The sequence below is a fragment of the Halomicrobium sp. HArcht3-1 genome (assembly GCF_058933345.1).
In genome coordinates this window covers 333559-345317 of record NZ_JBZYDM010000003.1, presented here as the reverse complement: position 1 = coordinate 345317, position 11759 = coordinate 333559, and the positions used below count along the sequence as shown (strand labels likewise).

At 65.0% G+C, this 11759-nt stretch carries 14 protein-coding genes; 4 read left to right on the top strand and 10 right to left on the bottom strand.

Annotated elements, in window-relative coordinates; translation table 11 throughout:
* Nucleotide 1 precedes the first annotated feature (1 nt).
* Together AC5FRW_RS07040 and AC5FRW_RS07035 are read right to left on the bottom strand one after the other, a co-directional pair.
* Nucleotides 2-1237, bottom strand: a complete 1236-nt coding sequence (locus AC5FRW_RS07040) for an outer membrane protein assembly factor BamB family protein (protein ID WP_493567726.1) — start codon at nt 1235-1237, stop codon at nt 2-4.
* Between the two features lie 44 nt (nt 1238-1281).
* Nucleotides 1282-1713, bottom strand: a complete 432-nt coding sequence (locus AC5FRW_RS07035; RefSeq protein ID WP_493567725.1) for a thioredoxin domain-containing protein — start codon at nt 1711-1713, stop codon at nt 1282-1284.
* A 112-nt stretch (nt 1714-1825) separates the two neighbouring features.
* On the opposite strand from AC5FRW_RS07035, the gene AC5FRW_RS07030 reads away from it, so the two are divergent.
* Complete coding sequence (locus AC5FRW_RS07030; RefSeq protein ID WP_493567724.1) at nt 1826-2734, top strand: PLP-dependent cysteine synthase family protein; 909 nt, start codon at nt 1826-1828, stop codon at nt 2732-2734.
* A gap of 13 nt (nt 2735-2747) precedes the next feature.
* On the opposite strand, the gene AC5FRW_RS07025 is transcribed toward AC5FRW_RS07030, so the two are convergent.
* From AC5FRW_RS07025 to AC5FRW_RS07015, 3 genes are read right to left on the bottom strand one after another with little or no spacing between them, the layout of a single operon-like run.
* Nucleotides 2748-3506, bottom strand: a complete 759-nt coding sequence (locus AC5FRW_RS07025) for a glucose 1-dehydrogenase (protein WP_493567723.1) — start codon at nt 3504-3506, stop codon at nt 2748-2750.
* 59 nt (nt 3507-3565) lie between these two features.
* Nucleotides 3566-4054 carry a DUF5804 family protein gene (locus AC5FRW_RS07020; protein ID WP_493567722.1) on the bottom strand — a complete coding sequence of 163 codons (489 nt, stop codon included), beginning with the start codon at nt 4052-4054 and terminating at the stop codon, nt 3566-3568.
* Between the two features lie 58 nt (nt 4055-4112).
* Nucleotides 4113-5300: a tRNA sulfurtransferase gene (locus AC5FRW_RS07015; protein ID WP_493567721.1), complete on the bottom strand. Its 1188-nt coding sequence runs from the start codon at nt 5298-5300 to the stop codon at nt 4113-4115.
* 325 nt (nt 5301-5625) lie between these two features.
* Here AC5FRW_RS07015 and AC5FRW_RS07010 point away from each other — a divergent pair, with 325 nt between their 5' ends.
* Entirely contained in the window at nt 5626-6045 is a 420-nt protein-coding gene (locus AC5FRW_RS07010) for a hypothetical protein (protein ID WP_493567720.1), read from the top strand.
* Between the two features lie 39 nt (nt 6046-6084).
* On the opposite strand, the gene AC5FRW_RS07005 is transcribed toward AC5FRW_RS07010, so the two are convergent.
* Entirely contained in the window at nt 6085-7287 is a 1203-nt protein-coding gene (locus AC5FRW_RS07005; protein ID WP_493567719.1) for a methionine adenosyltransferase, read from the bottom strand.
* Nucleotides 7288-7362: 75 nt separating this feature from the next.
* Nucleotides 7363-7908 (bottom strand): class IV adenylate cyclase, encoded by a 546-nt coding sequence (cyaB, locus tag AC5FRW_RS07000; RefSeq protein WP_493567718.1) that lies wholly within the window; start codon nt 7906-7908, stop codon nt 7363-7365.
* 214 nt (nt 7909-8122) lie between these two features.
* Here cyaB and AC5FRW_RS06995 point away from each other — a divergent pair, with 214 nt between their 5' ends.
* A complete protein-coding gene (locus tag AC5FRW_RS06995; protein WP_493567717.1) occupies nt 8123-9091 on the top strand; it encodes an FKBP-type peptidyl-prolyl cis-trans isomerase in 969 nt (322 codons plus the stop codon).
* Between the two features lie 130 nt (nt 9092-9221).
* On the opposite strand, the gene AC5FRW_RS06990 is transcribed toward AC5FRW_RS06995, so the two are convergent.
* The 3 genes from AC5FRW_RS06990 to pyrB form a co-directional block, all read right to left on the bottom strand.
* On the bottom strand, nt 9222-9593 hold the full coding sequence (locus tag AC5FRW_RS06990; RefSeq protein WP_493567716.1) for a TRAM domain-containing protein: 372 nt from the start codon (nt 9591-9593) through the stop codon (nt 9222-9224).
* A 72-nt stretch (nt 9594-9665) separates the two neighbouring features.
* A complete protein-coding gene (gene pyrI, locus AC5FRW_RS06985) occupies nt 9666-10130 on the bottom strand; it encodes an aspartate carbamoyltransferase regulatory subunit (RefSeq protein ID WP_493567715.1) in 465 nt (154 codons plus the stop codon).
* Complete coding sequence (pyrB, locus tag AC5FRW_RS06980) at nt 10127-11044, bottom strand: aspartate carbamoyltransferase (protein WP_493567714.1); 918 nt, start codon at nt 11042-11044, stop codon at nt 10127-10129. Before pyrB ends, pyrI begins: the two co-directional genes overlap by 4 nt.
* Nucleotides 11045-11126: 82 nt before the next feature.
* On the opposite strand from pyrB, the gene AC5FRW_RS06975 reads away from it, so the two are divergent.
* Nucleotides 11127-11753, top strand: a complete 627-nt coding sequence (locus AC5FRW_RS06975) for a MinD/ParA family ATP-binding protein (protein ID WP_493567713.1) — start codon at nt 11127-11129, stop codon at nt 11751-11753.
* Nucleotides 11754-11759 lie beyond the last annotated feature (6 nt).

The window sequence follows — 11759 nt, the reverse complement described above, 5'->3', positions numbered from 1 at the left end:
ACTACCGGAACTCGGTGACGCCCCCGACGCCGCCGACGAGGACGCGGTCGTCGACGAGTGCGAGTGAGTCCGGGTCGAAGTCGCCCTCGATAGTCCACAGTTCTTCCCCCGACGACGTGTCGTACGCGCGGACGACCCCCGCCGGTGCCGACGGGCCTGCCCTGACTTCGCCAGCGACGACGAGCGTCTGGCCCCCGACGACGGGCGAGAACGCGTACCAATCGACGGTGTCGCGCCAGATCGTCTCACCGCTCGGAAGATCGATAGCGGCCACGACACCCCGTTCGAGACCGTCCGTGCCGGCGGCGACGAACCCGGTCGTCCCGGACAGCGCCGGGGTCGCAACGTCCAGCCCGAGATCCAGTGGTTTCCAGAGCGGATCGCCGGTCGCCGCGTCGAAGGCCATGACGACGCCTTCCTGCTCGGGGATGCCGAAGGTCCCGACGAGCACTCGGCCGTCCGCGACGGCTGGTGGGTGTGGCTCGCCACGAAACGCGGGAGTGTTCCAGCGTCTCGTCGGTCCGACCGTGATCGCTCTGTCGAGTCCCGAGCGTTCCTCGTAGGCCGAGAGACCGTCGGTCCCACCCGCGGTGTAGAGTCGATCACCTGCGACGGCTGGCATCACGCCATCGACCTGCCAAGAGCGGGTCGATCCGGGCTGTAACGCCGTTACATCGCGGCTCGTCGCCGTGCCCGCGTACAGTTCGGACTGACCGACGACGAACCCGTCGACGTTTGACTCCGGGTACGTGCTGGTGAACGTGACCGACGGTGAACCGTCGGTGTCGACACGGAACGCGGTGTACTCGTCGCCGGTCGCCGACCGACGCGTTCTGATCCCGTACAGGTCGCCTGCTGGCCCGAACCCTGCAACTGGAGTCTCTCGCTCGTCGGACCAGACCGGTGTGTCCGCTCCGGGCCTGTAGAGGTGCAAACCGGCACCGTACAGCGCGAGGTAGTCGGCCGAGACGACTGCAGCGTATCGGTCGTCGTCAGCACCGGGCGGGCGGTGTCGTCGACGCGCCGGCCGCTCACGCGGTGGGTTCGCGAAGGGGTTGTGTGCGGTGTTCGCGGTGTCGTACCGATCGAGGGGCCACGTCCCTTCGACCGGTGTCAGCCCGACGAACGAGGCGTCGGTCGCACCGTTCCAGAGGCGACTCCCGCCGTACGCGAGACCGGCGGTGGACGCGAGACCGAGGGCTGCGAGGACATGGCGGCGGCTCAGTGTGGAGGGCATGTCGTCGGCACTGGGTTCCTCTTGATGATAAAACGGACGGACGATTAATCCAGCGCGCCAGCGATCCTGTCGGCGAGATAGACGGCGATGGGCACGTTCTCTTCCTCGACGAAGCGAGCGATCTCCTCACCGTCTTCTGCTCGTGGCTCGTCGCCGCTCGTGCTGTCCGTGCCTTTCGGCACGCGCTCGACGACGACGGTCGGGATGTACTCGATGCCGTACTCCTCGACGCCCGGCCCCGTTTTCGAGCCGTCGTCTTCTTTCTCGGTCTCGTAGTGGACGATGTTGTCCTCGGGGACCTCCGCGGCGTCGAGTGCTGCGCCGAAGTCGGGCAGCTGTGAGCGACAGTCTTTGCACCAGTCGCCGCCCCACACCCGATAGACGAGTTCGTCGGCGTGTTCGGCGAGCGTGTCGACGGTCTCTTCGTAGGCACCGGCCGACCAGACCGGGTTCGGCTCCATCGTTGTCAGTGGCATAGCACCAGTTTGCGCGTCGAGTCGCTTAACGCTCGCGCTCTCTGTCGTCGGTAACGGCACGTCATGCTGGTGACGGGGAGCGTTTTAACCGGGGGCCGACAAGGGGTCGGTAATGAACGCGAACATTCTCGACACGCTCGGCTCGCCGCTGGTCTCGGTCGACGCCCCGGACGGCGCGACGGTCGCGGCGAAGGTCGAGTCGTTCAACCCCGGCGGATCGGCCAAGGACCGACCGGCCCACTTCATGATCGAAGCCGCAGAGGAAGCTGGCGACCTGACGCCGGGCGACGCGCTCGTCGAACCGACCAGCGGGAACACCGGTATCGGTCTCGCCATGGTCGGCGCGGCGAAGGGCTACGACGTGACGCTGGTCATGCCGGGGTCGAAGTCGCCCGAACGTCGCCAGATCATGAAAGCCTACGGTGCCGACATCGAACTGGTCGACGGCGACATCTCCGACGCCAAGGACCGGGCCGACGAACTCGAAGCCGAACACGGCTACGTCCAGCTCCGGCAGTTCGAGAACGAGGCCAACCCCCGCGCCCACTACGAGACGACTGGCCCGGAGATTCTCGAACAGGTCGGTGACCGCACCGTCGACGCGCTCGTCGCCGGCGTCGGGACCGGCGGGACGATCACCGGTATCGGCCGACGGCTCAGAGAGGAATTTCCCGAGATGGACATCGTCGCCGTCGAACCGGCCGACAACGCCGTCCTCTCCGGAGAGGAGCCGGGCGAAGACAGTTTTCAGGGGATGGGGCCCGGCTTCGTCAGTCCGAACCTCGACGTCGACCTGCTCGATTCCGTGAAGACGGTGACACTCGCCGACGCCGAGGACGAGTGTCGCCGCCTCGCCCGCGAGGAGGGCATCCTCGTGGGCCAGTCCTCGGGCGCGTCGAACCTCGCCGCCAGAGAGAAAGCCGCGGAACTGCTGGACGACGGCGTCGACGATCCGCTCGTGATCACGGTCTACTGGGACAGCGGCGAGCGTTACATGTCGACGGGGATGTTCGACGAGTAGTCCTGTCGAGCCGTCAGACCGTCAGGAAGCCACCATCGACCGGATACGCGTTTCCGGTGACGAACGACGCCTCGTCCGAACAGAGCCAGCAGATCGCGTTCGCGACTTCCTCGGGCGTGCCCATCCGCCCGAGTGGCTGCATGTCGACGAACTGCTCGATGCCCTCGGGGTCTGCCTCGGCGGCCCGGTCGACCATCGCCGTATCGATGACGCCCGGACAGACGGCGTTGACCCGAACGTCCTCCTGTGCGTACTCTGTCGCGGCCACGCGCGTCAGTCCGATCACGCCGTGCTTGCTGGCGACGTAGGGGGCGCTGCCCGCGGCCGCGAGGCCGGCGACCGACGACGTGTTGACGACGGCCCCGCCACCGTCTTCGATCATCGTCGGAATCTCGTGTTTCAGGCACAGCCAGACGCCCTTGAGGTTGATGTCGATGACACGGTCCCAGACGGCTTCGGACTGGTCGGTGAGTGGCTTCGTCTCGCCTTCGATCCCTGCGTTGTTCAGCGCGATGTCGAGACCACCGTACTCCTCGTCGGCGACGCCGACCATCCGCTCTACGTCGCCCGGATCACTCACGTCGCACTCGACGAACGTGGCACTGCCACCCGCCGACTCGACCAGATCGACTGTCTCTCGACTATCGTCTTCGACGACATCTGCGACGACGACGTTCGCGCCCGACGCGCCGAACTGCTCTGCGGCCGCTCTGCCGATACCCGACGCTGCACCAGTGACGATCGCGGTCATGTCGTTGAAATTGTACGACATGGAAACAATTACCGAGCGGGAGTATATTTGTCTTGCCGAGGATCACACGTTCTCTGACGCTACGCGCCGAACTCGTCTTTCGAGACTCTGACCACGACGGTCTCGTCTACGTCGCGTAGATCGTACGTCGGGATGGTGTCGCCGGTCCGGGTGACGAGCATCGGTTCGACCAGCCGTGGCTTGTCCGCTGTCTCGTCTGTCTCGTCGACCGCTGGCTGCTCGACGCCGTACACTTTCAGAAACCGGTCGCGTTCCTCCTCGTCGACGGCGTCGTCGCGCATCGCCGCTGCCAGCGAGCGAGAGAGCCATTCGGACTCGCTGACAGAGGGTTCGAGCACCATCGTCGCGTCGGTAAAGCGCACGAGATACCAGTTGAGGTCGTTCAACAGCGCAACGGCCGCGCCGAGACTGACTGTCTCCAGGGCCACCGTGTTCTCGAACGGCTCCTGAAGATCGTAGGTCGCCAGTGCGTTGCGTGCGGTCTCACGGGAGAGCAGTTCGTATCTGAGGTTACAGTCCTCGTTCCCGACGAGACAGACGCGCGCCATTGTGCTGGGGGATGGGGTCCCGCCGGATAGTGGTTTCGCTCCTGACGGGTGGGCGTCCTCAGCGGTCGATTCGAACGACTTCGGCCCGGTCGGCCGCGTCGCGAGCGCGCTCGAACAGATCGGTCGGCTCCTGCTCGCGCACGCTCGCCAGCGAGGCGTTGGTCTCGGGGAACGACGGTGCGACGCGGTTACAGCCCGTCGGGATCGTCGACTCGGCGAACGTCCCGATCTCGCGTGCCTGCTGGGTTATCTCGGCCTTGTCGTCGGTGAGGTTCGGCCGGAAGACAGGCAGATCGACCGCCGCGTCGGTCACCATGATGTTGGCGCTGGTCTGGCTGGACTTCTGGCCGATCGCCTCGCCCGTCACCAGTCCGACGGCACCGGTCGACGCTGCAATGTGCGCTCCCGTGGCGAGCATGAACCGACGGACCGAGAGCATCCGTGTCTCGTCCAGTTCCGTCGCGAGCGTCTCGATTACGTCGCCGCCGGGGACGACCCGGGTCGCGAAGTCGAAGTTCGGCGCGTAGCCGGCGAGGGTCTCGGCCGTCGAGATCGCCCGCGCCCGGTGGTCCGGCCCGCCGTAGTCGCCCAGATCGACGTAGACAGGGACGATCGGGCTACCACGCCGCAGTAGCTTCCACGCCGCGACGGGCGAGTCGATCCCGCCCGAGAGGAGCACGACGACCGGCTCCTGTGTCCCGACAGGCAGGCCGCCCGGTCCCTGTACGGTCTCGAAGAACAGGTAGGCCGTCTCCGCGCGACACTCCACTGAGAATGTCACGTCCGGGTCGTCGAGGTCGACCTCCGGGTCCAGGCCCGCCGACTCGATGGCGTCCCAGATCGCCGCGCCACCCTCGGATTCGATGTCCTCACTGGAGAAGTCGTGGGCCGACTGCTGGCCGGCCCGCCGAGCGTCGACGGCGAACGTGCCGCCCTCGAATCGCGTTTCGGCGAGCGTTGCCAGTCGCTCACAGATCGCGTCGAGTTCGGGGTCGACGGTCGTCACCGGACTCGCAGAGACGACGCCGAAGGTGTCCGTCGCCGCCTCGGTCGCGGCCACTGGCTCGTCGGTATGGACGAACAGGCGCGTCCGCTGGCGTTCGACCGTGCCGTCGACGCCTCTGTCGTCGAGGATCGCCGAGAGATTGCGCGCCAGTCGGTCTTCCATGGATCGGCGGACCTGCTCGCTTTTGGTCCCGATCTCGCCGTGACGAACGAGCACGCGATCGGCTCCCGGCGGGTGCATACCGCTGCTTGACGAATGGAGAATAAAGGAATGTCGTTCGCTGTGCTCCCTCCGTGGGCCGTTCCGAGGTCCTGTCACACTCGGCCCCGTCTCCCGTGGCAACCGCTCGGGGTTGTGAGAGAGACGGGGTAGGATAGTCGACGAAGCCACACGTGGAAAACCACGGTCGCCGAAAGGTCGCCGTCTACCCGTGCCGTCTACAAACACCCACCCGCTATCCACTGATAACACCTCCGGTACGCTGTCCCGGAGCGATGGGTCGTTCGGGCCGTTCGGTCCGATGATTTACCCGTCTGGGGGCGAATGTGTACGCACAGCTTCGCATATGTCTCCTGATGACGCTCCGCCCCGCCAGCCCGACGGCCACGTGGGGCAGCCACCGATCCCGTGTCCCGACTGTGAGGCCGCGCTCCACGGTGATGGGGAGCAGACGGTCGCGTTTCTGCTCCTCGATCGACACACGGTGCCACTCGTGGGCTGTGAGGATCATCTCTCTCAGTTTGCCACCGTCTGTGGCTACACGACCGACGAGAACGCGACGCTCCTCTATCACCGGCCCGCTGGTGGACTCTCCTGTCCGAGCTGTCAGCTCGCGCCACACAGCCCGCACCAGCCAGTGCTCCCGGTCCAAGATGGCGCGGTCGGCGTGCTCGGCTGTCCGACTCATCAGGCGACGATCGTCGAGCGGTTTCAGCAGGGACTGGCGACGAAACAACAGCTCACGACATCACTCGACAGCGCGTGAGACACTTGCCGTCTCGAAACGGATGCTGCGCTCGCCGGATTAGAACGTCGACAGCTCGCCCTCGATGACGCGCCGGGTGATGCCGGTCACGTCGGCCAGTTCGTCGTCGATGGCGGCGCGGACCTCGTCCTCGATGTCGGCGATGGTCACGCCGTCCTCGGTGACGAGGTTGGCGTCGGCCACGTGGGGCTGGTCGATCGGCGACCCGATCTGGGAGAGCAGCCGAATCTGGAGCTGTTTGATGCCGTCGACCTCGTCGACGACGCTCTTTGCGATCTCGGTCGAGAGGAGGTTGTAGATCTTCCCGATGTGGTTGACGGGGTTCTTCCCGGAGGTGGCTTCCATGCTCATCGGCCGGTTCGGCGTAATGAGACCGTTGGCGCGGTTCCCCCGGCCGACGGAGCCGTCGTCACCTTGCTCGGCGGACGTGCCGGTCGTCGTCAGGTAGATCGACCCCTCGTCGTAGTCGTCGGCCGTGTTGACGTGGACCGTCACGTCGCGGTCCGTGTACTCCGTCGCCAGTTCTTCGACGTAGCTTCGCACGCCCGCGACGGCGTCTTTGTACGCCGCCATGTCCTCGATGTGGTGGTCGACCATCGCGGCGGCGACGGTCACGTCGATCTGATCGCCCTCGCGCTTGCCCATGACCTTCACGTCCTGCCCGACCTCGGGGTTCTCCTCGGCGTACTCCCCGTTGAGTCGCTGCTCGGTGGCGTGGACGATCTGCTCGGTTTCCGAAAGGGGCGCGTGGCCGACGCCGTAGCTGGTGTCGTTTGCCATCGGGACCGCCCCGTCCTCGCCGAACACGTCCTGCAGGTCGCCACTTCCCTCACCGAAGCGAACGTCCACGACGATGTCCGTGCCGACATCGAGGTACGGGAAGTTCGCTTCGAGGTACTCCCGTGCAGCCTTGAGAGCGATCGTCTCGGCCGGGATGCGCTCGCCGTCGTAGGTCTTTGTCGCGCGGCCGACGATCAACATGTAGATCGGTTCGAGGACCTCGCCGCCGCCGAAGGCGGGCGCGGCGGTCCCGGCGACGAGCTGGGTCTCGTCGGTGTTGTAGTGAAGCACCGTTCCGAACCGATCCAGATACGTCTGAGCGAGCGCGCGAGAGACCGTCTCCGCGATGCCGTCACAGATCGAGTCGGGATGCCCGATTCCTTTCCGCTCGACGATCTCGACGTCCTGATCCTCGACCGCGGCCCCAGTCGAGGGCTGCACGTGGATGTTCCGTTCTGTCATTGGGACTCGCTTCGATGGCCCCGGTTCTATAACTTGCGGAAACCAAACAGCCGATTCGAATTACTCGGAAGCATTTTAGTCGGCACCGTCTTCGTTACCCAGCAGGAAGCCGAGATACGAAGTACGGATCTGTTCGTCGGGGTCCAGCCCCAGGTCGCGCATGATCTGGGCCGCACCCTCGCGTGCCTCGTCGATGTTTTCGGCCTCAGTCTCGACCTCGACGAACGAGCCGACTTCCTCGACGGTGTCGAGAGTGATCGTGTACGCGCCCAGTCGATAGCGGTCGCGCTCCTTGTAGACCGTCGCGGCAGGCTCGAACCCGACGGACTCGAAGATGGTCGCGGCGTCGTCACCCGCCTCGACACCGGTCTCGACCTCCTCTCGCGTCTTCGAATCGGCGTCGAGTTTGGGGCCCTTGTACGTCATCACGGCCGACTCGTCGCCGTCGACGACCTCGCGCCGAACTCGCAGGGATTCGTCCGTCTCGGCGAAGTCCTTGTGTGGCGCGTCGTAGTAGGTGTCTGCCTGTTCGACGGTTCCAAGACACTCCGCGCCGAGGTCCTCCAGCCGCTCGCTGAGGCCCTCGTGGTCCGTCCTGACCTTCAGTTCGACTTCGTACATACCGAACTCCTCGACAGCGGTGGGTAAAACGGTTGGAGAATGTTCTTCGCACGCTCGCTGGTCGCGCAGACCGGACCCCCCTCCAGTCGACGACGCCGCTCGCGTGTCGCTTGCGCTCCCGCTCGCAGTACCGAGGCCCACGCCTCACTTCGCTCGGCGTGGCCCTCGCCCTCGAAACGTTGTTCTTAAGAGTGCAACGCCAGACCGATAGGGTATGAGCAACGAATCCGAGGCCGACGCCGAAGAAGAGATCGAAGCAGAGACCGATTCCGAGGCCGATGAGGAAGTCGCCGAAGAAGAGACCGAGGGATTCGAGCAGGACGACTTCGTCGAGGTCGCGTACACTGCACGCACCGTCGAGGGCGGCGACCTCGTCGACACGACAGACCCTGAGGTCGCTGAGGAAGAAGGCGTCGGCGAGGACCAGGAGTTCGCCCCGCGCACGATCGTTCTCGGGCAGGGCCACCTGTTCGAGAGCGTCGAGGAGGACATCTACGGTGAGGAAGTCGGTCACTCCGGCTCCGTCGTCGTCTCGGCCGCCGAAGCATTCGGCGAGTACGACGAGAGCGAAGTCCGCACCGTCTCGGCCGACAAGATCCCCGAAGACGACCGCTACCCCGGCGCACATGTCGACGTCGACGGCGAGCACGGCCACGTCGAGACGATCATCGGCGGCCGCGCACGTGTCGACTTCAACCACCCACTTGCCGGTGAGGACATCGAGTACGACTACGAGATCCTGAGCGAAGTCGACGACCGCGAGGAGCAGGCACAGGGTATCCTCTCGATGATGCTCGACATGGAACTCGACGTGTGGTTCGAGACCGACACCGTCGAGGAAGAGCAGATCGTCGAGAGCGAGGACGACGACGAGGACGCCGAACCCGAGACCGAGACGGTCGAGGTCGAGAAGGACACGCTCTACATCGAAGCGACCCCCCAGCTGACGATGAACCAGCAGTGGATGATGGGCAAGCAGCAGATCGCCCAGCAGCTCACCCAGCTCCTCGACATCGACCGTATCATCGTGCAGGAAGAACTCGGCGGCATGGGCATGGGTATGCCCGGCATGATGGGCGGCATGGGCGGTGCTGGCGGCGCTGACATCGAGGACGCGCTCGAAGACGCAGACGTCGACGCCGACGAGATCATGGACGAGATCGAAGGCGCAGCAGACGAATAAGCAGTCGAAGTTTCTTTTCCGTTCTTTTTGCTGTCCAAGTCGCATCGCTCGTAGCAACGCGGTCGAAGGCGTCTAGTACGGGGTGGGAATGGTCACGCCGACCGATGACGACAAAAGAGAGCCTGTCGCGTTAGCGCCGCTCGACGAATTTCGCGTCAGCGGAGGTCTTGCCCTTGTTGTACGACAGTACCTTCGCGCGAATCACGTCGCCTTCCGAGAGGTCGTCTGGGATGTCCTCGACGAACAGGACGAACCCCTCGACCTTGCCCACTGCGTTCACGTCACCCGAATGGTGCTCGCTGAAGTCGGTGATTCCGAAGTCGTAGCTCTCCCCGATCTCGACCGGCGGGTCGCGCTGCTGGGCCGCCTCGTGTGCTTTCTTCGAGGCACGCCGCTCCGCCGATCCACGTCGTCGCAGCACCATCACGAGTAGTACCAGCCCGACGCCGCCTGCGAGCAAGAGAGCAGACGGGTCGATTCCCACGACCGGGAGCGTCTCCATACCGGAGGCTGTGCGTGACCAATTAAATAAGTATGAGTGTCGTCGCTCGATGGACGCGCGCGACGCAGTGACCTAGCTCACGAGGATATGGGCGGCGATGTCCTCGCGGATGATCGTGTCGCAGTACTCACAGCGGACGCCGTCGTCCAGTACTTCGAAGGCGGAGTCGACCGGCTCGTTTTTCGTCGTGATGCAGTGGCGGTTCGGACATTCGAGCACGCCGACGACGCGGTCCGGGCGCTCGACCCGGTGCTTCTCTGCGACCTCGAACTCCCGGACGATGTTGATCGTCGCGGCGGGTGCGATCAGCGAGAGCACGTCGACCTCGTTCTGTGAGAGTTCACGACCCTCGACTTTCACGATGTCTTTCTTGCCCAGTCGGTCCGATGGGATGTTCATCGCGACCGACACTTCCTCGCCGCTGGTGCCGTCGATGCCGATGATCGCCAGGACGTTCAGGGCCTGTCCGCCGGGGATGTGATCGATGACGGTACCGTTACGGATCTTGCTGACGCGGAGTTCGGGGTCGCCGCTCATTGCTCCGCACCTCCAAGCACCATATCCAGCAGCGCCATCCGCACCGGGACACCGTTGTGAGCCTGTTCGAAGTACTTCGCGCCGTCGAGTTCGTCCACGTCGTGTGCGATCTCGTCGACGCGTGGGAGTGGGTGCATCACAGTCAGGTCCTCGTTCTCTTCTGCGATGGTCTCGGCGTCGATCTGGTACTCGCCGGCGACCTCGTGGTACTCGCTCTCGTCGGGGAAGCGCTCTTTCTGGATGCGAGTGACGTAGAGCACGTCCAGTTCCGAGAGCACGTCGTCGAGAGCCGTGTGTTCGCGCACGTCCGCGCCTGCTTCGTGGAGGTCGTAGCGGACCGAACGCGGCAACTGGAGGCTCTCGGGGCTGATGAAGTGCTGGTGGGCGTCGAAGACGGTCAACGCGTGGGCCAGCGAGTGGACGGTCCGGCCGTACTTCAGATCGCCCATGATCCCGATTGTCAGGTCCTCGAATCCGGCGTTCTCGCGGATCGTGTAGAGATCGAGCAACGTCTGGGTCGGGTGCTGTCCGGCCCCGTCACCGGCGTTGATCAGTGGGACGTTCACGAACTCACTCGCCATCTTTGCCGATCCCTCGCTGGGGTGGCGCAGGACGAGGGCGTCGGCGTACCCCTCGACGACGCGGACGGTATCGGCCAGTGACTCGCCTTTTTTGACGCTGGAGGACTCGACGGTTCCCATATCGACGACATCGCCGCCGAGACGCTTCATCGCCGCCGTGAAGCTCATTTTCGTCCGGGTACTCGGCTCGAAAAAGAGGAGGCCGAGCAGCGACCCTGCGTGTCGGTCCCCGAACGCCGCGGGGTCTGCCGCGATCTCGGCAGCGCGGTCCAGTACCGCCTCGATGTCCTGGCGGGAGAGCTGTTTGGCGCTGATAATGTGGTCCTGACGCATTGGATAGTATCCCGACCCCGACGGTCTTGAATCCCCCGAACCGCTCCGAGCCTTCAAGTCAGATGACGGATCAGCGGGTGCTATGCTGGCAATCGCAGGTGGCAAGGGTGGTGCTGGAAAGACCACGACCACGGCCTGTCTCGCCCGTGCACTGGCCGAAAGGGATCGAACGCCGATCGCAGTCGACGGTGACATCGATATGCCGGATCTCCACGTCGTCACAGGTACCCCCGGCGATCCGGGGGTGGCCGAGTACGCCCGGACCGTCTCGCTCGACGAGAGTACGCATTCGGCCGTCGAGCTACCCGGCGTCGACGTGCTGCCCGCCGGCGACGCTGACATGTCCGCCCTCGACAGGGCACTGTCGGCGCTAGACAGCGTCGACCGGCCGGTACTGATCGATACGCCGGCGGGAGCCTCACCCGTGGTAGCGACGACACTCCGTGCCGCGGCGGGTGTCATCGTCGTCTCGACGCCGACCCGCGAGAGTCTCGAAGACGCCGCGAAGACCGCTGCGATGGCGCGGACACTCGGGACGCCGCTCTGGGGGACGATCGTGACCAAGAGCGACGGCACGGTCGACCCGGGCGGTTTGCTTGGCTGCGAGACGCTGACTCACGTTCCCGATGTCGTGTCGCCGTTGACCAACGATGCCGTCCGCAGTCGCTATACCGACGTTTCGTCATCTCTCAACAAGCGGAATATTTAATCCATC